This window comes from Streptomyces sp. NPDC050287, from assembly GCF_044459385.1.
Taxonomy (GTDB): domain Bacteria; phylum Actinomycetota; class Actinomycetes; order Streptomycetales; family Streptomycetaceae; genus Streptomyces.
Window position 1 is genome coordinate 72,728 of record NZ_JBITIY010000016.1, and the last position, 20,740, is coordinate 93,467.

23 protein-coding genes and 1 pseudogene are annotated in these 20,740 nt (G+C 71.0%); 18 read left to right on the top strand and 6 right to left on the bottom strand.

Annotated features, from left to right (window positions below; all coding sequences use genetic code 11):
• Positions 1-322: 322 nt before the first annotated feature.
• Complete coding sequence (locus ACIBK3_RS39250) at positions 323-586, bottom strand: GlsB/YeaQ/YmgE family stress response membrane protein (RefSeq protein WP_399372737.1); 264 nt, start codon at positions 584-586, stop codon at positions 323-325.
• A 283-nt stretch (positions 587-869) separates the two neighbouring features.
• Here ACIBK3_RS39250 and ACIBK3_RS39255 point away from each other — a divergent pair, with 283 nt between their 5' ends.
• Together ACIBK3_RS39255 and ACIBK3_RS39260 are read left to right on the top strand one after the other, a co-directional pair.
• Positions 870-2,342: a hydrolase gene (locus ACIBK3_RS39255; protein WP_399372738.1), complete on the top strand. Its 1,473-nt coding sequence runs from the start codon at positions 870-872 to the stop codon at positions 2,340-2,342.
• Positions 2,343-2,501: 159 nt separating this feature from the next.
• Positions 2,502-3,239 carry a phosphotransferase gene (locus ACIBK3_RS39260; protein WP_399372740.1) on the top strand — a complete coding sequence of 246 codons (738 nt, stop codon included), beginning with the start codon at positions 2,502-2,504 and terminating at the stop codon, positions 3,237-3,239.
• 181 nt (positions 3,240-3,420) lie between these two features.
• Here the strand turns inward: ACIBK3_RS39260 and ACIBK3_RS39265 are convergent, their stop codons facing one another.
• On the bottom strand, positions 3,421-3,861 hold the full coding sequence (locus tag ACIBK3_RS39265) for an SPW repeat protein (protein WP_399372742.1): 441 nt from the start codon (positions 3,859-3,861) through the stop codon (positions 3,421-3,423).
• A 287-nt stretch (positions 3,862-4,148) separates the two neighbouring features.
• Between ACIBK3_RS39265 and ACIBK3_RS39270 the strand changes: the two genes are divergently transcribed.
• The gene (locus tag ACIBK3_RS39270) at positions 4,149-4,316 is read left to right on the top strand and encodes a hypothetical protein (protein ID WP_399372743.1); all 168 of its coding nucleotides are present in this window, start codon (positions 4,149-4,151) and stop codon (positions 4,314-4,316) included.
• A 118-nt stretch (positions 4,317-4,434) separates the two neighbouring features.
• Here the strand turns inward: ACIBK3_RS39270 and ACIBK3_RS39275 are convergent, their stop codons facing one another.
• Entirely contained in the window at positions 4,435-5,352 is a 918-nt protein-coding gene (locus ACIBK3_RS39275; RefSeq protein ID WP_399372745.1) for a LysR family transcriptional regulator, read from the bottom strand.
• Positions 5,353-5,494: 142 nt separating this feature from the next.
• Here ACIBK3_RS39275 and ACIBK3_RS39280 point away from each other — a divergent pair, with 142 nt between their 5' ends.
• The 6 genes and pseudogenes from ACIBK3_RS39280 to ACIBK3_RS39305 all read left to right on the top strand — a co-directional run bounded on the left by ACIBK3_RS39280 (position 5,495) and on the right by ACIBK3_RS39305 (position 10,079).
• Positions 5,495-5,572, top strand: coding sequence for a putative leader peptide (locus ACIBK3_RS39280; RefSeq protein WP_368861482.1), 78 nt, complete (start codon positions 5,495-5,497; stop codon positions 5,570-5,572).
• A gap of 183 nt (positions 5,573-5,755) precedes the next feature.
• Positions 5,756-6,915: pseudogene (gene sfnG, locus ACIBK3_RS39285) on the top strand (dimethylsulfone monooxygenase SfnG).
• A 35-nt stretch (positions 6,916-6,950) separates the two neighbouring features.
• On the top strand, positions 6,951-7,106 hold the full coding sequence (locus tag ACIBK3_RS39290) for a hypothetical protein (RefSeq protein ID WP_399372746.1): 156 nt from the start codon (positions 6,951-6,953) through the stop codon (positions 7,104-7,106).
• A 58-nt stretch (positions 7,107-7,164) separates the two neighbouring features.
• Entirely contained in the window at positions 7,165-7,719 is a 555-nt protein-coding gene (gene ssuE / locus ACIBK3_RS39295; protein ID WP_399372747.1) for an NADPH-dependent FMN reductase, read from the top strand.
• Positions 7,720-7,723: 4 nt separating this feature from the next.
• Entirely contained in the window at positions 7,724-8,908 is a 1,185-nt protein-coding gene (locus ACIBK3_RS39300) for an SfnB family sulfur acquisition oxidoreductase (protein WP_399372749.1), read from the top strand.
• A 25-nt stretch (positions 8,909-8,933) separates the two neighbouring features.
• Complete coding sequence (locus tag ACIBK3_RS39305; RefSeq protein WP_399372750.1) at positions 8,934-10,079, top strand: LLM class flavin-dependent oxidoreductase; 1,146 nt, start codon at positions 8,934-8,936, stop codon at positions 10,077-10,079.
• Positions 10,080-10,171: 92 nt separating this feature from the next.
• Here the strand turns inward: ACIBK3_RS39305 and ACIBK3_RS39310 are convergent, their stop codons facing one another.
• On the bottom strand, positions 10,172-11,203 hold the full coding sequence (locus ACIBK3_RS39310) for an acyl-CoA dehydrogenase family protein (RefSeq protein ID WP_399372751.1): 1,032 nt from the start codon (positions 11,201-11,203) through the stop codon (positions 10,172-10,174).
• Positions 11,204-11,304: 101 nt separating this feature from the next.
• Here ACIBK3_RS39310 and ACIBK3_RS39315 point away from each other — a divergent pair, with 101 nt between their 5' ends.
• From ACIBK3_RS39315 to ACIBK3_RS39345, 7 genes are all read left to right on the top strand, one after another.
• The gene (locus ACIBK3_RS39315) at positions 11,305-11,655 is read left to right on the top strand and encodes a YciI family protein (RefSeq protein WP_399372889.1); all 351 of its coding nucleotides are present in this window, start codon (positions 11,305-11,307) and stop codon (positions 11,653-11,655) included.
• Positions 11,655-12,845: an RNA polymerase sigma factor gene (locus ACIBK3_RS39320; protein ID WP_399372752.1), complete on the top strand. Its 1,191-nt coding sequence runs from the start codon at positions 11,655-11,657 to the stop codon at positions 12,843-12,845. The genes ACIBK3_RS39315 and ACIBK3_RS39320 overlap by 1 nt, the downstream gene beginning before the upstream one ends.
• A gap of 138 nt (positions 12,846-12,983) precedes the next feature.
• On the top strand, positions 12,984-14,306 hold the full coding sequence (locus ACIBK3_RS39325; RefSeq protein WP_399372754.1) for an aldehyde dehydrogenase family protein: 1,323 nt from the start codon (positions 12,984-12,986) through the stop codon (positions 14,304-14,306).
• A 239-nt stretch (positions 14,307-14,545) separates the two neighbouring features.
• A complete protein-coding gene (locus ACIBK3_RS39330) occupies positions 14,546-15,433 on the top strand; it encodes a glycoside hydrolase family 19 protein (RefSeq protein ID WP_399372756.1) in 888 nt (295 codons plus the stop codon).
• 87 nt (positions 15,434-15,520) lie between these two features.
• Positions 15,521-16,429 (top strand): oxidoreductase, encoded by a 909-nt coding sequence (locus ACIBK3_RS39335; protein WP_399372757.1) that lies wholly within the window; start codon positions 15,521-15,523, stop codon positions 16,427-16,429.
• 65 nt (positions 16,430-16,494) lie between these two features.
• Positions 16,495-17,157 (top strand): 1,4-alpha-glucan branching protein, encoded by a 663-nt coding sequence (locus ACIBK3_RS39340; protein WP_399372758.1) that lies wholly within the window; start codon positions 16,495-16,497, stop codon positions 17,155-17,157.
• 92 nt (positions 17,158-17,249) lie between these two features.
• Positions 17,250-17,675 (top strand): VOC family protein, encoded by a 426-nt coding sequence (locus ACIBK3_RS39345; protein WP_399372759.1) that lies wholly within the window; start codon positions 17,250-17,252, stop codon positions 17,673-17,675.
• A gap of 56 nt (positions 17,676-17,731) precedes the next feature.
• On the opposite strand, the gene ACIBK3_RS39350 is transcribed toward ACIBK3_RS39345, so the two are convergent.
• On the bottom strand, positions 17,732-18,439 hold the full coding sequence (locus ACIBK3_RS39350) for a dienelactone hydrolase family protein (RefSeq protein WP_399372760.1): 708 nt from the start codon (positions 18,437-18,439) through the stop codon (positions 17,732-17,734).
• Between the two features lie 240 nt (positions 18,440-18,679).
• On the opposite strand from ACIBK3_RS39350, the gene ACIBK3_RS39355 reads away from it, so the two are divergent.
• Both ACIBK3_RS39355 and ACIBK3_RS39360 read left to right on the top strand, forming a co-directional pair.
• Positions 18,680-19,075, top strand: a complete 396-nt coding sequence (locus ACIBK3_RS39355) for a VOC family protein (protein ID WP_399372761.1) — start codon at positions 18,680-18,682, stop codon at positions 19,073-19,075.
• A gap of 74 nt (positions 19,076-19,149) precedes the next feature.
• Positions 19,150-20,247 (top strand): adenosine deaminase, encoded by a 1,098-nt coding sequence (locus ACIBK3_RS39360; RefSeq protein WP_399372762.1) that lies wholly within the window; start codon positions 19,150-19,152, stop codon positions 20,245-20,247.
• On the opposite strand, the gene ACIBK3_RS39365 is transcribed toward ACIBK3_RS39360, so the two are convergent.
• Positions 20,211-20,726 (bottom strand): DinB family protein, encoded by a 516-nt coding sequence (locus tag ACIBK3_RS39365; protein WP_399372764.1) that lies wholly within the window; start codon positions 20,724-20,726, stop codon positions 20,211-20,213. The genes ACIBK3_RS39360 and ACIBK3_RS39365 overlap by 37 nt on opposite strands.
• Positions 20,727-20,740: the final 14 nt, after the last annotated feature.

Genomic DNA, 20,740 nt, shown 5'->3' on the forward strand with positions numbered 1-20,740 from the left:
ACGCGTACGGCTGAACTCGTCCCTTCTCCTCGACGATTCCGCTGGGTCGGCCTGGCGTAGATCAGGCCCAGGTCCGGCGGAGGCTCCGCACCGTCTGCCTGCCCGCCCGCCCGCACGCCCGTCGGGTCGCGCGCCCCGGCCATGGAGGCGCCCAGCGGCAGTGTCCCCCGAGGTCAGGCCGGCCAGGCCGGCCAGATCTGCCAGATCAGGACGGGTCACGGCCAAGGACGACCTCGTCGAGATCGGCCGAGGGAGGCGTCTTCTGTCCCCGGTCTCCCGTACCCCCTGTATCCCCTGTCTCCGTCTCCCGTGGTGTGCGCCGTCAGCGGCGGGCCCGCGAGCGGTCCAGCGCGCTCACGCCCAGTGCGGCGAGGCCGATCTGGATGAGCCACTCGATCCAGTCCACGCCCTTCGTGTCGGCCACGTCGAAGGCGCCGGCGATCGCCGAGCCGATCAGCGCGGCGACGATGCCGACGACGATCGTCCACAGGATGCCGATGCGTTGGCGCCCCGGGACCACGAGCCGGCCCAGGACACCGATGACGATGCCGATGATGATGGCACTGATGATGCCGTCGATCTCCATCTCCGCCCCTCTTCGTCAAGACCCCCGCACCAGTGCGTATGCCCCCTGGGGGGCAAGGACAGTCCGCCTCCGCGCCAACCCCTGACCAAAGCATGGTCAACGTCTGGTCCGTTGGTGAGGGGAGCTCTGTTCGGGCCCCTCGTTGCCATGTACGGTTCAAATATTCGACCGCGCGGACACCCGTACGGCCGATGCTCTACGCGCGCAGAAGTGCCCTTCGTCTACGCGCGTAGGTCCGGTTCCCGCACCGCATCTTCTCCCGACCCCCACGGAGGTACGCCGGATGCCCGGACTCACCCTGTCCCGCGCCAGACTCCCCCTGTCCCGCACCAGACTCGGCACCGTTCTCGCCGCGCTCGGCCTGCTGGCCGCGGGCATCACCGTCCAGGCGGCCGTCACCGCGACATCCGCGCACGCGGCGACCCCCCACCGCATCCTGTTCGACAACGCCCATGCCGAGACGGCCGGCAACGCCGACTGGATCGTCTCCACCAGCCAGCCGGACCCGCTCGGTCAGGACTCCTCCCCGTCCGCGGAGACCGACTGGACCGGCGCGCTGTCCTCCTGGGGCGTCGCCCTGCAGAAGACCGGTGACTACAGCCTGAAGACGCTGCCCTCGGGCGCCGGCCTCAGCTACGGCGGGTCCTCGACGACCGACCTGTCGCACTTCGACACCCTGGTCCTGCCGGAACCGAACACGCTGTTCAGCACGGCGGAGAAGACCGCGATCATGAACTTCGTGAAGAACGGCGGAGGTCTGTTCATGATCTCCGACCACACCGGCGCCGACCGCAACAACGACGGCGAGGACGCGGTCGAGATCCTCAACGACCTGATGACCGACAACAGCGTCGACTCGACCGACCCCTTCGGCTTCTCCATCGACTCCCTGAGCATCAGCTCCGGCTATCCGGCGGCCGTCAGCGACAGTGGCAACCCGGTGCTGCACGGTTCCTTCGGCACGGTGACCAAGAGCCTCATCGCCAGCGGCACGACCGCCACGCTCAAGCCCGCCGACAACGCCGGGGTCAAGGGCCTGCTCTACCGCAGCGGTTACTCCGGCAACACCGGCGCCTTCTTCGCCACCAGCACCTTCGGTAGCGGCCGCGTCGCCTTCTGGGGTGACAGCTCGCCCGTCGACGACGGCACCGGTCAGTCCGGCAACACCCTCTACGACGGCTGGAACGACACCGGCGCCACCAACGCGGCCCTCGCCCTCAACGCCACCGAGTGGCTGTCCGGCGCGAGCGGCAGCGGTGACGGGGGCGGTACCGGGGGCAGCTCCTGCACCGACGCCCAGCTGCTCGGCAACACCGGCTTCGAGTCCGGCGCGAGCACCTGGACCGCGACGAGCGGCGTCATCACCAACTCCAGCGGCCAGGCCCCCCGTTCGGGCTCGTACTACGCCTGGCTCGGCGGCAACGGCACCGCCACCACCGACACTCTCGCGCAGTCGGTCGCCATCCCGTCCGGCTGCTCCGCGACCCTGAGCTTCTACCTGCACATCGACACCGCGGAGACCACGACCAGCACTGCCTACGACACCCTGAAGGTGCAGGTCCTCAACAGTTCCGGCACGGTGCTCGGCACACCGGTCACGTACTCGAACCTCGACGCGGCCCCCGGCTACACCCAGCGCAGCGTCAACCTCGGCGCCTACGCGGGGCAGACCGTGACGGTCAAGTTCACCGGCACGGAGGGCTCCAGACTCCAGACGTCCTTCGTCGTCGACGACACGGCGCTCAACGTCACCTGATCCGCCCCACGGCAGCGGCGGACCTGGCCTCCACTCCCGGTCCGCCGCTCCCGACAGGGGAGCACCGTCTCAGCGGTCGCCGGGCCGGGCGAGCGGATTTCCTCGCGTACCCTTCGAGCCGCGACGGGCGACGCAGGGGCAGATCCGGGGGAGGACCTGGTGGAGGAGTCGGTACTCGGCGGCGGTGCGGTCAACGAGGTCGTGCGGGTCGGGGTCACCGTGCGGCGAACACCGGCCCGGCGGGCGGAGTACGTGCGGGACGTACTCGGGTTGTTCGAGCGGCGGGGGTGGGCCGGCGCGCCGCGCTTCCTGGGGACGGACGAGAAGGGGCGGGAGACGTTCGGGTACATCGAGGGGCGGGCGGCCCTGACCGTGGCGGAGCGTGCCGCCGCCCGCACCGACGCCTGTCTCGTGCAGGTGGCCCGGCTCGTCCGCGCGTTTCACGACCTGACCCACGGCACACCGCTGGCCGAGGGCCGGGACGTCGTGTGCCACAACGACCTCGCCCCGAAGAACACGGTGTACGCCGTCGACGGCGGCCAGTGGCGTCCGGTGGCTTTCGTCGACTGGGACATCGCCGCTCCGGGGGAGCGCATCCACGACGTCGCCCACGTCTGCTGGCAGTACCTGGACCTAGGGCCCGAAGTGAGTGACGTACCGGAGACGGCTCGCCGGATGCGGCTGATCCGCGACGCGTACGGCCTCGACCAGCGGGACGACCTCGTCGGCACCGTCCTGTGGTGGCAGGACCGGTGTTGGCGTGGCATCGAGGCCGGTGCGCTGCGAGGGGAACGGGCCATGATCGGGCTGCGCGAGGCAGGGGCTGTCGACGAGGTGCGCGGCGCCTGGGAGTGGGTCGCCGGTCACCGGGGCGAGTTGGAGCGCTTGCTGCACTGACACCGGTGCGCGTCGGCCTGGTCTCCGCGGGGGGATGCCAACCGTGCCGAGAAGTCGCCGCTGGAGACCGGCAGCCCGTTGCCGCGGGAGCCGTGGCAGGTCCCGGCCCGCTGACAGCCCGCTGCCGGTCGACGGGAGTGCCGGTCCATGGGGTGGTGGACCGGCCCTTGTCCGTCGGTTCCTACGGCCGCGGGGCGCTCTTGGCCGCCGTAGCGATGCACATCAGCCCCAGGATCACGGCGAGGGCGCCGACAACGACGTTGTTCCAGATGACCCCGGCGTCCGGGCCGGTGCCGACGATCCATGGCGAGACGATCATCCACACGCCCAGTGCGCACATGGCCCAGCTCAGACCGTACATGCGCTCCGGGGCCCGGGTGAAGCCGAGGGCCAGCAGGCCGATCGCGATGCCCACGATCAGGTTGTGGGTCACGAGGCTGGGCTGGCTTGTCGTGTAGTGGAGTATCCAGGGCGATACGGCACAGTACAGACCGAGCAGGAACACCGGTCCGTCCACGAGCGCCACATCGCGACCGCCCAGCATGCGGGCGTAGCGGTCCCGCATTTCCGGAGCGTCGGGGTGGGTGGTGATGTCACCTCTGGTGTGCGAGACGTCGGCCATGACTCGTCTCCTTCGACTTGGAGGCTTGACTGCTTGGTGCGGTGCGGTAAGCGCCGCTTTGGGTACATTCTGCGCTTATTTTCTCTTTATGTGTAGCGGTGGGGGTGGGAAGGATTCCGGGGCTTTCGTCTCACGGCCCGGACCGGCTGCGGGGTTTGCGGGGGGTTCGCCGCGTGTTTCCGGCCGGGTTGCGGTACGTGGCACATGCCGGGGCCGTTCCCGGGCAGCCGAACCGTACGAGAGATGTCGTAGAGAGTCGAAGAACCGAGCTGGAGGTGGCTGCCGCTATGGGCGCGAAGGTGTTGGAGCGGTTTCCTGCGGGAGCTCCGCGCGGATCGTGGCCGGCGGAGGAGTACGCGGCGGCGCGGCGCGCCGAGGGTGAGCCCGCGACGGTCGTGATGGACCTGAAGTCGGACGCGTTCCTCGTGGTAGTCCCGACGCGGGACGAGGATTGAGGCCCTGAGGCCTGACGCATGTCTGTCCGGGCCTGACAGTGCCTCCGCGGGGGCTGCCCCAGCCTGACGGGGCACGCCCGGGCCATGCCGGACGGGCGGGGCGGACGCTCGGCGCGTTTCAGTCGCCGGCCGATGTCCCGCCCAGTTCCCGGGCTCGGCGTACGAACACGTCATGGAGGTCCTGTGCCGCGCGTGGCACGGACTCGGCCTTGCGGCGTTGCAGCATCAGCAGTACCCGGGTCGTGTCGCCCGCGATCGGCCGGTAGGTGATCGTGCCGAGCCGCTCCAGCGGATCGCCGATCACACTGAAGTCCGGCAGGACCGTCGCGCCGAGACCTTCGGCGACCATCAGCTTGCCCATTTCCGCCCCGTCGGTGGAGTACGAGAACAACGGATCGCGGCCGGCCAGCAGCCGGTGCACATAGCGGTGCATGACGTATCCGGTGCGCATCGCGATCAGTGGCTCGGTGAGCAGGTCGTCCACCGACACGGCGTCCCTGGACGCGAGGGGACTGTCGGGCCGTACGCACACCACCGGGCGCCCGCACAGCAGCCGGGTCGACTCGAAGCCCGCGGGTACGTCGTCGCCGTCCAGGTGGTTGACCAGACCGAGGTCGAAACCGCCCTCGGCCAGGGCCCGGTGGATCTCCGTCTGCTGTGCGCCCACCACCTCGACCTGGGTGACCGGATGCGCCGCGCGGAACTCCCGTACGGCCGGAACCAGAAGGGGGACGGTCGCCGCGTTCACGGTGCCGACCCGCACCATACGGCTGATCCGGTGCTGTTCTCCCGCCGCCACCCGCAGCCGGTCCACCGCCTCCAGGACGTGGACGATGTAGGGCAGCAGCTCCCGGCCCTCGGCGCTCATCGTCGCCCCGGACCGCTTGCGTTCCAGCAGGTCGACTCCGAGTTCCCGCTCCAGGTTCCGGACGGTCTCGCTCAACGCGGGCTGCGACAGGCGCAGTTCCTCGGCGGCCCGGCGCAGGGAACCGAGCCGGGTGACCGCGGCGATGTATTCCAGCTGTTCGGTGCGCACGGCAGCAGAATGCGGGTGATCCACGGGCCGTTCAAGGGTTTCCCTGTCACACGTTCGTGAAATTCAATGGTCCGCGATACGAGACCGGTCGGGTTTTCCTTGACGGCTGTCTGAGCCGACTGCCACCATCGACGACATGAAGATGCGACTGGACCTCACGCGGCGACGCCATGTCGACCTCGCGCGCGTTTCCAGCGCCTCCTGTTGCCTCGCGGCCTGAGCCGCCGCCCCTCCCGCGCACCCAGACTGTTCCCTGACGGGACGGCAGCCTGCGCGTTTCCCTTTCACGCCGCCTGAATCCAGGCCGGAACCCAGCGATCGCCGTCTGAAATCCCGCGGTCTTTCCTACGCCTTTCATTCGGCGTTCCCGAAAGTCCCGCGCGTTCCGCAACAGGAGTTCCGCATGCCCGCAGCGCCCCTGAAATTCGCCTATTGGGTCCCCAACGTCAGCGGAGGACTCGTCACCAGCAAGATCGAGCAGCGCACCGACTGGGGCTACGACTACAACCGCGAACTCGCCGTCCTCGCCGAGAACAACGGCTTCGACTACGCCCTCAGCCAGGTCCGCTACATGGCCGGCTACGGCGCCGAGTTCCAGCACGAGTCGACCAGCTTCAGCCTCGCGCTTCTCCTCGCCACCGAGCGTCTGAAGGTCATCGCCGCCGTCCACCCCGGCCTGTGGCACCCCGGCGTCCTCGCCAAGCTCGGTGCCACCGCCGACCACCTGTCGAACGGCCGCTTCGCCGTCAATGTCGTCTCGGGCTGGTTCAAGGGCGAGTTCACCGCCCTCGGCGAGCCCTGGCTGGAGCACGACGAACTCCCCCAGTTCTCGGCTTCGCTCGAACCGGGGGCACCCCCATCCGCCGCTCCGAGGAGTTCATCCGCGCCCTGCGCCAGATCTGGACCGAAGACCACACCGAACTCGCCGGTGACTTCTACCGCTTGCGCGACTTCTCCCTCAAGCCCAAGCCCCTCAACACGCCCGATCGTCCGCACCCCGAGATCTTCCAGGGCGGCAACTCCACCGCCGCCCGCGCCATGGCCGGCCGGGTCTCCGACTGGTACTTCTCCAACGGCAAGGACTTCGACGGGGTGTCCGAGCAGATCGCGGACGTCCGCAGGTCCGCCTCCGAAGCCGGCCGCAGGGCACCGAAGTTCGGGCTCAACGGCTTCCTCATCGCCCGCGACACGGAGGCCGAGGCCCGCGAGACCCTTCGCGAGATCGTCGCCCAGGCCGACTCCGAGGCCGTCGAGGGCTTCGGTGCCGCCGTCAAGCAGGCCGGCCAGTCCGCCGCCGACGGCAAGGGCATGTGGCAGGACTCCGGCTTCGAGGACCTGGTCCAGTACAACGACGGCTTCCGCACCGGCCTGATCGGCACCCCGGAGCAGATCGCCGAGCGGATCGTCGCCTACAAGAAGCTCGGCGTCGACCTGCTGCTCCTCGGCTTCCTGCACTACCACGAGGAGGTCGAGTACTTCGGCAGGCGGGTGCTGCCGCTCGTGCGCGAGCTGGAGGCCCAACTCGCTGACAGCGAGCCCGAGTTCGCCGCATCGCACGCATGACCGTCCGTCCCGTACCGCGAGAGACGCAGACACGCGTGAGCACCGTCACCCCCGCCGACCGGCGGACCCGCCCCGCACCGAGTGCGGCCAGGGCCGCGCCCGGACCGCACGCCCCGGTCGCCCACCAGCGACGCGAGGCCGACCGCTGGGTCCTCGAAGGCGAACTGCCCGAACCCACCTGGTACTTCTGACCGCCCGTCCCGGGGCGCCCGTCATCCGCGGGCGCCCGGCCTCCCCGAAAGAGGACCCATGGCCACCGTCCTGTCCGTCTCCGGCAGCCCCTCCGCCTCCTCCCGCACCGGAAAGCTGCTGCGCCATCTCGATGCCCGCCTCGCCGCCCAGGGCCACGAGGTGATCCCGCTCGACGTCCGCACCATCCCCGCCGAGGCCCTGCTCGGCGCCGACTTCCGGCACCCCGCGATCATCGAGGCCACCGAGCTCTTCGAGCGCGCCGACGGCGTCGTCATCGGCACCCCCGTCTACAAGGCGGCCTACTCCGGCGTCCTCAAGGCGCTCCTCGACCTGCTCCCGCAGTACGCCCTCGCCGGCAAGACCGTCCTCCCGCTGGCGACCGGCGGCACGACGGCCCACGTGCTGGCCATCGACTACGCCCTGCGCCCGGTGCTCAGCTCCATGGGCGCGGCCCACATCGTGCAGGGCTGGTTCACCCTCGACAAGGACATCACCGCCCACGACGACGGCACCCTCACCGTCGCCCCGGCCGCGATCCAGGCCCTCACGCAGGTCCTCGACCAGTTCTCGACGGCCCTGGGCCGCACCCCTGTGCTGGCCGCGGCGGGCTGACACCGTGACCGCGAAAGTCATCGCCGACGACGTCGAGGCGCTGTCGGTGGCCCGCCTGCTCGCCGACGACTTCCGCGCCGGCGCCTCGCAGCGGGACACCGAACGCCGCCTGCCGCGCGAGGAGCTGGACCGCCTGTCCGCCTCCGGACTGCTCGCGGTCACCGTGCCGGCCGAGCACGGGGGAGCGGACGTATGCCGGCAGACCCTGGCGGAGATCTTCCGGCTGCTCGCGTCGGCCGACGCGAGCCTCGCCCAGATCCCGCAGAGCCACTTCGTGTACGTGAACGTGATCCGCCGGCAAGGCACAGCGGAGCAACAGGAGTTCTTCTTCGGTGAGGTGCTCGCGGGGCGCCGCTTCGGCAACGCCCAGTCGGAGGCGGGCACCAAACACGTCCAGGACATCCGCACCCGTCTGGCACCGGCACCCGACGGCTCGTACACCCTCACCGGCGTCAAGCACTACTCCACCGGAGCCCTCTTCGCCGACTGGATCCCGGTACTGGCCCGCGCCGAGGACGACAACCTGCACGTCGCCTACGTCCCCCAGGGCGCCCCGGGCCTCACGGTGATCGACGACTGGGACGGCATGGGCCAGCGGACCACGGCCGGCGGCACCGTCCGCCTGGACGGTGTCCACGTCCCGGCCGACCGGGTGCTCCCGCACCATCTCACCTTCCAGGGTCCCCAACTCCACGGGGCACTCGCCCAGTTGCTGCACGCCGCGATCGACGCCGGTATCGCCCGGGGTGCGCTGGCCGAGGCCGCCGAGTTCGTCCGCACCAAGAGCCGGCCCTGGTTCGAGAGCGGAGTCGAGACGGCCGCCGAGGACCCGCTCCTGATCCAGCGTTTCGGTGAACTGGCCATCGAGGTACGGGCTTCCGAGGCACTGCTGCGGGAAGCCGCCCGCAGTGTGGACGAGGCCCGCGCCGACCTCACCGACGACACGGCGGCCGAGGCGTCCATCGCGGTCGCCGTGGCCAAGGCGCACGCCGCGCGGACCGCCGTGGAGGTGGCGGGCGCCCTGTTCGAGGTGTCCGGCACCCGGTCCGCGCTCAACTCGCTCAACCTGCACCGGCACTGGCGCGACGCCCGCACCCACACCCTGCACGACCCCGCCCGCTGGAAGATCCAGCACATCGGCCGGTACGTGCTGAGCGGCACGCGGCCGCCGCGCCACGGCCTCCTGTAGCAGACCGTCCAGAACGGAGACCCCCGTGTCCCTCACCTTCCACTGGTTCCTTCCCACCAACGGCGACAGCCGCCATGTCGTCGGCGGTGGCCACGGCACGCCGGCCACCGCCTCCGGACGGGACCGGCCGCCGACGGTCGCCTACCTCAGCCAGATCGCCCGCGCGGCGGAGGACCTGGGCTTCGAGGGCGCGCTCACCCCCACCGGCGCCTGGTGCGAGGACGCGTGGCTGACCACCGCGATGGTCGCCCAGCTGAGCGAGCGCCTGAAGTTCCTGGTCGCCTTCCGCCCCGGCTTCGTCTCGCCGACGCTGGCCGCGCAGATGGCGTCCACCTTCCAGCGGCAGACCGGCGGACGGCTGCTCCTCAACGTGGTCACGGGTGGCGAGAGCCACGAGCAGCGTGCCTACGGAGACTTCCTGGACAAGGACGCGCGGTACCGCCGTACCGGTGAATTCCTGGAGATCGTACGGGGGTTGTGGGAGGGCAAGACCGTGGATCTGCGCGGCGAGCACCTCCAGGTCGAGGACGCGAAGCTGGCACGGGTGCCGGATCCGGTGCCCGAGGTGTACTTCGGGGGATCCTCGCCCGTCGCCGGGGAGGTCGCCGCGCAGCACGCCGACGTGTACCTCACCTGGGGCGAGCCGCCCGCGCAGGTCGCCGAGAAGATCGCGTGGGTCCGGGGGCTGGCGGCTCGACAGGGCCGCACGCTCCGGTTCGGTATCCGACTGCACGTCATCACCCGTGACACCGCCGAGCAGGCCTGGGCGGAGGCGGACCGCCTGCTGGCCGGGTTCGACGCGGAGACCGTGAGGTCCGTGCAGGCGGGGCTGGCGCGCAGCGAGTCCGAAGGACAACAGCGGATGCTGTCCCTGCACTCGGGCGGCAACCGGGACGGGCTGGAGATCCACCCCAACCTGTGGGCCGGGATCGGGCTGGTGCGCGGGGGAGCGGGGACGGCACTGGTCGGCAGCCACGAGGACGTCGCCGAGCGGATCAAGGAGTATGCCGCGCTGGGGATCGAGGAGTTCATCTTCTCCGGGTATCCCCATCTGGAGGAGGCGTACTGGTTCGGGGAAGGGGTGCTGCCGCGGCTTGCCGCGCAGGGCCTGTGGCGGCATCCGTACGGCGACCGGAACGTTCCGTCCGCGCAGGTGCCGTTCGCGAGCTGAGTGGGGTGGTCGGGGCGTTCGGCTTCTGCGGCGTGGTGTGGGTCCGGCGCGCCCGCGCGGCGGAGCCGCATGTCGACACAGCTGCGCGTTCCTCAGGTCAGACCGCTCACCAGCGCTTTCAAGTGGGCCGTGCGTGACTCCTGTGTCTGACCCTGGACCAGAAGGAACAAGGCCTCCCGCGCCAGGCGTTGGGGCTTGCTCGTCAGGGTCATCGAGCGGCCGCCTCCGGCCACCACCGCCGCCGTGGTGGCCGCCTGCATCACCTGGAATGCCTGGGTGCGCAAGGTCAGTCGTTCCTCCAGGTGCTCGTGGGGCGTGGGGTGGTCGGCCAGGTCGTAGGCTTCGGCGCGGATGCCGGTGAGGCGGGCCCGGATCGGGGCGGCCGTGTCGTCGTCCAGCAGGGAGAGGGCCGCCTCGGTGATGCCGAACACCGCCGGGGACGCGTTCACCGTCTTCAGGCGGTCCGTCGCCGCCCAGTCCCCGTACGGGCGTCGCAGGACCACGGATTCCTCGGGCAGCCAGAAGCCGTCCAGTTCCAGGGACACCGTGCGGGACGCGGTGAGGGCTGCCAGACGCATGGGGGCAGATGCGCGCAGGCCCGGCTGCTCGCGGGCCTCCGTGAAGGCGAAGAGGGCCTCGCCGCTGTCCGTCACCCCGGCCAGCAGCATCACGTCGTTGAGGCCCCAGCCGGTGTACCAGGGCACCGTGCCGTCGAAGCGCCGGCCGCCGCGCTCGCGCGTGACCCGGACCGGCGTGCGCGGGTACGCCCTCAGGTGGGCGTAGGCCACACCGGACAGCAGCTCACCGCGCGCCAGCGGCCCCAGCAGCCGTTCCCGTGCGGGGCCCTCGCTCTTGGAGAGCGTGGCCACGGGCGTGTGGTGCTGGGTCTGTACGAACCAGGTCGAGCAGCACGCGCCGGCCAGGATCTCCGCCGTTTGGCGCGCCACGGCGGCGGGTGTCCCGCCGTACTCCGCGGGCGCGCTCACCGCGAGCAGCCCCGATCGCCTGATCGCGTCGAGGTGGCCCGCGGGCACGCCCTCCTGGTCGACGCGTTCGGCGTGCGGAGCGAGGAGGTCGTCCGCGAGGCGGTGGGCGCGGGCGACGAGCGGGTGCGGTGCGGTCATGGGGAAGATTCTTCCGGTGTCGCGGCGCACGATGTCGATCCGGGGGCGGGCCGTTCGTGTAGGAGGTGAGACAACGCTCCTACGACGCCGTGGAGGCCGTCATGAAGTACTACCTGCTCAGCGTGATCACCCCCAGCGGGGGCGAGCCGCCCTCCGCCGAGGGGCTCGCGGAGATCGGCCGGAACCTGGAGACCTTCCACCAGGAGCTGCGCGAGGCCGGGGCCTGGGTGTTCGCCGGCGGGCTGCACGGCCCGGAGACGGCCACCGTGCTGCGGCCCAAGGGCGGCGACGTGCTGGTGACCGACGGGCCGTACGCCGAGGGAAAGGAGTACCTCGGCGGGATCTGCCTCATCAAGGCGCCCGACCTGGACGCCGCCCTGCACTGGGGCCGGCGGGCGACGTGGGCCACCACGCTCCCCATCGAGGTGCGCCCCTTCATGGGCGAGGCCTGATGCCGCTCGACATCGAGGCCGTGTTCCGTGCGGAGTACGGCCGCGCGGTCTCCGTTCTCGTCCGTTTCCTCGGCGACATCGACCTCGCCGAGGAAGCGGTCCAGGACGCCTTCACCACGGCCGTGCGACGCTGGCCGGAGACCGGTGTGCCGCCGAGTCCGGCCGGGTGGATCATCACCACCGCCCGCAATCGCGCCATCGACCGGCTGCGCCGGGAGGCCAGGCGCGACGAGCGTCAGGCCGAGGCACTCCTGTTGCACACCGCTGACGCGCCGCCCGAGGAGGGCCCCGTGCGCGACGAACGGCTCCGCCTGGTCTTCACCTGCTGCCACCCCGCACTCGCCCCGCAGGCGCGGGTCGCCCTCACCCTGCGCCTGCTCGGCGGGCTCACCACGCAGCAGATCGCCCGCGCCTTCCTGGTGCCCGAGGCGACCATGGCCCAGCGGCTCGTCCGGGCCAAGACGAAGATCCGCGACGCCCGGATCCCGTACCGCGTACCGCGCCACGCCGACCTCCCGGACCGTCTCGAGGGTGTCCTGGCCGTGGTCTACCTGATCTTCAACGAGGGGTACGGCGGCTCGCCCGAGCTGTGCGCGGAGGCCGTACGCCTCGGGCGGCTGCTGACCGACCTCATGCCGGACGAGCCCGAGGCGACCGGCCTGCTCGCGCTGATGCTCCTCGTCGAGTCGAGGCGGACCGCCCGGCAGGACGCGGACGGCGGGCTCGTACCGTTGCCCGAGCAGGACCGATCCCGCTGGGACCGCGCGCTGGTCGCCGAGGGCCAGGAGCTCGTCCGCCGCTGCCTGCGCCGCAACCACCCCGGGCCCTACCAGATCCAGGCCGCCGTCCAGGCCGTCCACAGCGACGCCCCGAGCGCCGACACCACCGACTGGGGACAGATCCTCCAGCTCTACGACCAGCTCCTCGCGCTCACCCCCAGCCCGGTCGTGGCCCTGAACCGGGCGGTCGCCGTCGCCGAGACCGAGGGACCGGACGCTGCCCTCGACCTGGTGGACACGCTGGACCTCGACGCCTACCACGTCTTCCACGCCGTCCGCGCCGACCTGCTGCGCCGCCTGGGCCGGGACGCGGAGGCCGGGCGGGCGTACGCGGAGGCCGCCCGGCTGACCGGCAACCCGGCCGAACGCGCGTATCTCGAACGCCGGCGCCGGGAACTCGGGCGGCCGTGACACACGACTCACGGAAACGGGGTCCGCAGTGCTCGGAATTCATTTGGGCACATGAAAGGTTGCTATATACACCTGATGGCTCCGGCCGTCGAGATCCGTACTGCCGGCCGAAAGGCCGGCGCACCCCAGCGAGGCACCGTGAACCACCCCGCCCCCGAGCAGCCCGCCGACATCGTGGCCCGGCTGCGCGCCACCTTCCGCACCGGCCGCACCAAGCCCGTCGAATGGCGCACCGCCCAACTGCGCCGCCTGCGCGAGATGCTCACCGAGAAGGGCGCCGATCTCGCCGCCGCCCTCCACACCGACCTGGGCAAGAGCGCCACCGAGGCGTACCGCACCGAGATCGACTTCACGGTCCGCGAGATCGACCACACCCTCGACCACCTCACCGACTGGCTGCGCCCCGAGTCCGCCCCGGTCCCGGCGCACCTCGGTGACGACGCCCGAGCCTGGACGCGCTACGACCCGCTCGGCGTCGTCCTCGTCATCGCGCCCTGGAACTATCCTCTCCAGCTCCTGCTCGCCCCCGTGGTCGGTGCCCTCGCCGCCGGCAACGCCGTGATCGCCAAGCCGAGCGAGCTGGCCCCCGCCACCTCCGCCGCGCTCGCCCGGCTGCTGCCCGCGTACCTCGACACCGCCGCGGTCGCCGTCGTCGAGGGCGGCATTCCCGAGACCACGGCCCTGCTGGCCGAGCGCTTCGACCACATCTTCTACACCGGCAACGGCACCGTCGGCCGCGTCGTGATGCGCGCCGCCGCCGAGCACCTCACCCCGGTCGCCCTCGAACTGGGCGGCAAGTCCCCGGCGTTCGTCGACCGCGACACCGACCTCACTGTCGTCGCCGACCGGCTGGCCCGCGGCAAGTTCCTCAACGCCGGGCAGACCTGCGTAGCCCCCGACTACGTGCTGACCGACCCGCGGACCGCGGCGGCCCTGGAGCCGTTGCTCGCCCGGGCCGTCGAGGGGCTGTACGGCAGCGACCCCGCCGCCTCGGCCGAGTACGGCCGCATCGTCGACGAACGGCACTACGACCGCCTCTCCGGCCTGCTCGACTCGGGCCGGGTCGTCGTGGGCGGCACCGGTGACCGTACGACGAAGTACCTCGCCCCCACCGTCCTCGCCGACGTCGACCCCGGGTCGCCCGTCATGCGCGAGGAGATCTTCGGCCCGATCCTGCCCATCGTCACGGTCCCCGGCCTCGACGAGGCGATCGACTTCATCAACGACCGCGACAAGCCCCTCGCCCTGTACGTCTTCACGCAGTCCGAGGAGACCCGGCACCGCATCGCCGACGAAACCTCCTCCGGCGGTCTCGGCTACGGTCTCCCGCTCGCCCATCTCACCGTCTCCGACCTCCCGTTCGGGGGAGTGGGCGAAAGCGGCATGGGCAGCTACCACGGCCGCTACTCCATCGAGACGTTCAGCCACCGCAAGGCGGTACTGGAGAAGCCGCTGGGCTGAGGCAGGTCACCTCCTCACCTTCGCCGATTCACCCCCCACCTGCAATTCCCTGAGAGGCGACGGTACTTGACTGGTCTACACCCTTGACTGGTACAGACCAAAGGGGTTGAGTGTGCTGCCACACCCCCCACCACGGCCGCGCCCACGCCGTGGCCGGTCCGTCCGGCACGTGCGCACAAGGCCCGGCTCCGCCCTGCCCTTGTCCGGGTGCGGCCGTGCTCCGCAAAGGAGTTGATCCTGTGTCGAGACGCCGTATCTCCGCCGTGGTCACCGCTCTCGTCCTCGGGACCGCCGTGCCGGTCCTGCTGCCGGCGGCTCCCGCGTCCGCCGCCGCGTGCTCGAGCTATCCGAGCTGGGTGGCCGGAAGGCCGTACGTCACCGGCGACATCGTGCGCTACACCGACGGCAAGGCCTACATCGCCGAACACGACAACCCGGGCTACGACCCCACCATCAGCACCTGGTACTGGGAGCCCTACGCCTGCGACGGCGGCTCCACACCCATCGGCAGCTTCGTGGTGAGCGAGGCGCAGTTCGACCAGATGTTCCCGGGCCGGAACGCCTTCTACACCTACAGCGGCCTCACCGCCGCCCTCAGCGCCTACCCCGGCTTCGCCACCACCGGCAGCGACACCGTCAAGAAGCAGGAGGCCGCAGCCTTCCTCGCCAACGTCAGCCACGAGACCGGCGGGTTGGTGTACGTGGTCGAGCAGAACACCGCCAACTACCCGACCTACTGCGACTGGAACCAGCCCTACGGCTGCCCGGCCGGGCAGTCGGCGTACTACGGGCGCGGTCCGATCCAGCTCAGCTGGAACTTCAACTACAAGGCCGCCGGCGACGCGCTCGGCATCGACCTCCTGAACAACCCCTGGCTGGTGCAGAACGACGCGGCCGTCGCCTGGAAGACGGCCCTGTGGTACTGGAACACCCAGTCCGGACCCGGCACCATGACCCCGCACAACGCCATGGTCAACGGTGCCGGATTCGGCCAGACCATCCGCAGCATCAACGGCTCCCTGGAATGCGACGGCAGAAACCCGGCCCAGGTGCAGAGCCGGGTGACCAAGTACCAGCAGTTCGCGCAGATCCTCGGGGTTTCGCCGGGTGGCAATCTGTACTGCTGACGGCGGCGATCCGTACCGCTGAGGTGCCTGGGCCGCGTGCGTGAACGCGCTCCCGGAGCTCTGCCGGGCGTATGTCAGAATCCGCCGATGACCTCCCGAACGCTAACCGCGGACGCCGCGGGCACCTGGAAACTCGGCGACCTCACCGTCAACCGCATCGGCTTCGGCGCGATGCGGTTGACGGGCAGCGCGGCCTTCCACCTCGGGGCGCCGAGCGACCGCGAGCGGTCGGTCGCCGTGCTGCGCAGGGCGGCCGAACTCGGTGTGAACCACATCGACACGGCCGCCTTCTACTTCTCCGCCCTGCGTTCCGCCAACGAACTCATCACCAGCGCGCTGTCGCCGTACCCCGACGACCTGGTCATCGTCACCAAGGTCGGCCCGTTCCGGACGTACTCCGGGGAGTGGGGCACCCCGGCCCGCCCCGAGGACCTGCGCGGCCACGTCGAGGAGAACCTGCGCCAGCTCGGCCGCGACCACCTGGACGTGGTCAACCTCCGCCGGATGCCCAGGTACGACTCGATCGCCGAGCACTTCGGCGCCCTCGCCGAACTCCGCGAGGCAGGCCTGATACGCCACCTCGGCATCTCCAACGTCGAGCCGCGCCACCTCGCCGAGGCGCAGGCGATAGCGCCCGTGGTGTGCGTGCAGAACCAGTACGCGCTCGACCGCCCCGACCCCGCCACCGACGAAGTCCTGCGCCTGTGCGGAGAACGGGGCATCGCCTTCGTGCCGTTCTACGCCGTCGCCGGCGAGGCCGGACCGAACGGGACGACCACCGCCCACGACGACGAGGTGCTCGCCGTCGCCCGGGCGCACGACGCCACCCCCGCCCAGGTCCGCATCGCCTGGACCCTGCACCAGGGTCCGCACGTCCTCGCCATCCCCGGCACCGGTAACCCGGACCACCTCGTCGAGAACGTGGCCGCGGGCGCCCTGCGGCTGACCGACGAGGAGCTGGCCGCACTCAACGGGCTCCGCCGGAAAGCCGGTTGAGCCCCGCACCGGCAGTGGCCCAGAGTGAGGGCCGACATCCGCTCCACGGAAAGAGAACGCGACCCATGGCCGTCATCCACCGCACCACCCTCAAGCCGACCAAGCTGGAACTCCTCACCGCCTGGTTGCCCACCCGCCCCTGGTACGCGGGCGGTCCGGACGAACCCCGGCTGTCCAAGGCGGGCGGCTTCCGTCTGGACGACCCGAAGGGCGAGGTCGGCATCGAGTTCATGGTGGCCACCGACACCTCCGGTACCCACCCGGCCGCCTATCTGGTGCCCCTGACCTACCGGGGCGCCCCGCTCGCCGGAGCGGAACACGCCCTCGTCGGCACCGCGGAGCACGGGGTGCTGGGCCCCCGCTGGGCCTACGACGGCGCCCACGACCCGGTCCTGGTGACCCAGCTGCTCGCCCTGATCGAGGGCAGCGCCCAGGCGCAGGCCCAGAGCGCCACGGACACCCCGGACCACGACGTCACCCGTTCCTGCGCGGCAGACGTCCCCCTCGCCTCGGGCCCCGTCACCGTCGCCGACGACGAAGAGGGCACCGACCTGTCCCTCCCCGAGGGCGCCACACTCCGCCTCCACCGGGTCCTGCACCCCGCCCCGCAGGGCGCGTCCCTCGTCCCGCCCGGCGCGGTCGGCCACGTCGCGGGCCCTTGGCAGCAGCCGGACGGTGAACGGGTTCAGGGTCTGTTCGCGGCCCTGTACTCGGGTCCCCGGGCGTAGCAGGTCCACAGGCCGTTCCATGAGGCCGCCCGTGAGGTGAGGCAACCGTCGCGTGCCAGGACGGTTGCCTCGGTTCGCGGCACAGTGGAGAGATGAACGCAGACGACAGCGACATTCTGGCCAGGGGACGGGTGGCGACCAGGCTTCCCGCCCAGGACCTGGACCGGGCGCGGCGTTTCTACGCCGAGAAGCTCGGCCTGGAGCCCGTCGACGAACGGCCCGGCGCACTGCTGTACCGGTGCGGGGGCACCGACTTCGCCGTGTTCCGGTCGACGGGAGCATCGACCGGCACCTTCACCCAGATGGGATGGGAGGTCGACGACCTCGACACCGTCGTGTCCCAGCTCAAGCGACGCGGCGTGGTGTTCGAGGAGGTCGACGTGCCAGGGTTCCGCACCAGGGACGGGATCGCGGAGATCCACGGGAACTACCCGAGCAAGGGTGCCCGGGGCGAACGCGCCGCCTGGCTCCGTGACAGCGAGGGAAACCTGCTCGGCATCGGCGAGCCGGTCGTCTGAGCGGACCGCGTGGACCGACGGGCAGACGCCATCCGCATGCCGGCCCTACGTGTGGTTCATCCCAGTTGTTCGTGCAGGAAGGGCACCGTGCGCTCCCAGGCGCGGGCGGCCGACTCGGCGTCGTAGACCGGTCGGCCGTCGTTGAAGAAGGCGTGGTCGGCCGGGTAGCGGCGGAAGTCCGGGGTGATCCCCGACTGCTCCCGGATGGCGTCGGCGAGCCGGTCGACGGTCTGTGCCGGGATGCTCTGGTCGCGTTCGCCGAAGTGTCCCAGGACCTGCGCCTTCAGCCCCGAGAAGTCGGGCAGTTCGCCCTGGATGACGCCGTAGAACGGCACGGCCGCGCTTACCCGCGGGTCCGCCGCGGCCAGGTACAGCACGAAACCGCCGCCCATGCAGAAGCCGACCGCGCCGACCATGTCCGAGGTGACCTCGGGCAGGGACAGCAGATGGCCGACCGCGCCGGAGAGCAGTTCGACCCCGCGCGCGACCGGGAGGGCCTGCATCATCCGCAGGGCCTCCTGGCTCTCGTGCGCCACGTTGCCGCCGTAGAGGTCGGGCGCGAGGGCGACGAAGCCCTCCCGGGCGAGCCGGTCGGCGACGTCCGCGATGTGGTCGGTCAGGCCCCACCACTCCTGGATGACGATGACGCCGGGTCCGCGTCCGGACGGCGGCAGGGCCAGATAGCCGTGGGCGGTGGTCCCGCCGCTCGGGAAGGTGACGTTCTGGTGGGCCGGGGCACCGGTCGACTTCGGCAGTTCGGTCATGACGCGCGACTCCTGTACGGCAGTGCGGGCGGGGAGGCGGCGGAGCCGGTGACTCCGACGTGATCACCAGCCTGCCACGCAGGGAGTCACCGCTGCCACGCACCCCCCGGCCCGTTCCGCGTTCCCCGGGCCGGTTTCCGCGCCCGCCCGGATCATCGGCAGGGCTGACTGGCGCAGGGCACGTTTTACGTATAACCTCTCCCGTCACTCACCTGCTTCACAAGTCTCCGAAAGGCCCCGATGAGACGCATCGCCCTGGTCACCCTCGTCGTCGACGACCACGACGAGGCCATCCGCTTCTACACCGAGGCCCTCGGATTCAGTCTGGTCGAGGACACCCCGCGCCCGGACGGCTCCCGCTGGGTCGTCGTTCGGCCCGGCTCCCATCAGGACGGCACCGATCTGCTGCTGGCCCGGGCCAAGGACGACGCCCAGCGTGCCCGGGTCGGGGATCAGACCGGTGGCCGCGTCGGATTCTTCCTGCACACGGACGACTTCGCCCACGACCGCGCCCGCATGCTCGCCGCCGGCGTGACCTTCCTGGAGGAGCCCCGCCACGAGCCCTACGGCTCGGTCGCCGTCTTCGAGGACCTGTACGGAAACCGCTGGGACCTGCTCCAGCCCGCCACCGACTGAGAACCACCGTCGAGAACCACGCCCAGAACCACCGCCGAGAACCACGCCCAGAACCACCGCCGAGGACCACGCACATGACCGCGCCCCGCATCGACACCGACACCCTCCGCCGGCTGCCCAAGGCCGTGCTGCACGACCACCTCGACGGCGGCCTGCGCCCCGCCACCCTGGTGGAGCTCGCGGACGCGGTCCGCCACCCCCTGCCCACCACCGACCCGGACGAGCTGGCCGCCTGGTACGTCGAGGCCGCGGGCTCAGGTGACCTGGTGCGCTACATAGGCACCTTCGAGCACACCCTGGCGGTGCTGCAGTCCCGCGAGGGCTTGCTGCGCACCGCCGAGGAGTACGTGCTCGACCTCGCCGCGGACGGTGTCGTGTACGGCGAGGTGCGGTACGCCCCCGAGTTGATGCTGAGAGGCGGGCTGACCCTGCCCGAGGTCGTCGAGGCCGTTCAGGAAGGTCTCGCGGCCGGTATGGCGAAGGCGGCCGCCGCGGGCACCCCGGTCCGCGTCGGCACGCTGCTGTGCGGGATGCGTATGTTCGACCGCACCAGGGAGACCGCCGACCTGGCCGTCGCCTTCCGGGACGCGGGCGTCGTCGGCTTCGACATCGCCGGCGCCGAGGACGGCTTCCCGCCCGCCGACCACCTGGCCGCCTTCGAGCATCTGCGCCGGGAGAACGTCCCGTTCACCATCCACGCCGGCGAGGCACACGGTCTGCCCAGCATCCACCAGGCGCTCCAGGTGTGCGGCGCCCAGCGCATCGGACACGGCGTCCGCATCACCGACGACATCCCCGACCTCGCGGCCGGCAAGCTCGGCCGTCTCGCCGGCTGGGTCCGGGACCGTCGTATCGCGCTGGAGATGTGTCCGACCTCCAACCTCCAGACCGGCGCCGCCATGTCGATCGCCGAGCACCCGATCACGGCCCTGAAGGACCTCGGCTTCCGGGTCACCCTCAACACCGACAACCGGCTGGTGTCGGGGACGACGATGACCCGGGAGATGGCGCTGCTGGTGGAGGGGGCCAACTGGACGGTCGAGGACCTGCGCACCGTCACGGTGAACGCCCTCAAGAGCGCGTTCATCCCGTTCGACGAGCGCAGGGCACTCATCGAGGACGTCGTCCTGCCGGGCTACGAAGCCGCGCTTCGCAACAACCCCCTGAGGTAGGCGGCCTGTCCGACGTGCTGGAGATCGTCGGACAGGACACTGACCAGCCGTACGGCCAGTGTCACCGGCGGATCCCAGCGCTCGTCCACGATCCGCTCGAAGTCCTTGGCGGTGAGCCCGCGCAGATACCCGAGCGTCTGCTCGTGCACGGCGTCGTAGTACCCGGTCAGCAGGTCACCGGAGCCGACCCGCACCTTGGCGACCTTCGCGGAGCTGTGCCCGTACCCGGTGTCACGGCGCGGAAGGTCGAGGCCGAACCGTTTCTCCCAGCCCTGTGTCAGCCACACCTGGTCGAACCCCGAGGCGTCGGCGATGTGGTCGTCCTGGACCCGGGTGAGATGCCAGATCAGCCAGGAGACGGAGTTGGCGTCGGCGGAGGGCCGGGCGTTGAGGCCGTCCGGGCCCAGCCCGTCGACGGTGGCGTGGACCTCTTCCTGGATGCGGCTGTACGCGTCGATGAGGATGTCCTTGGCATGCATGGATCCACCATGGC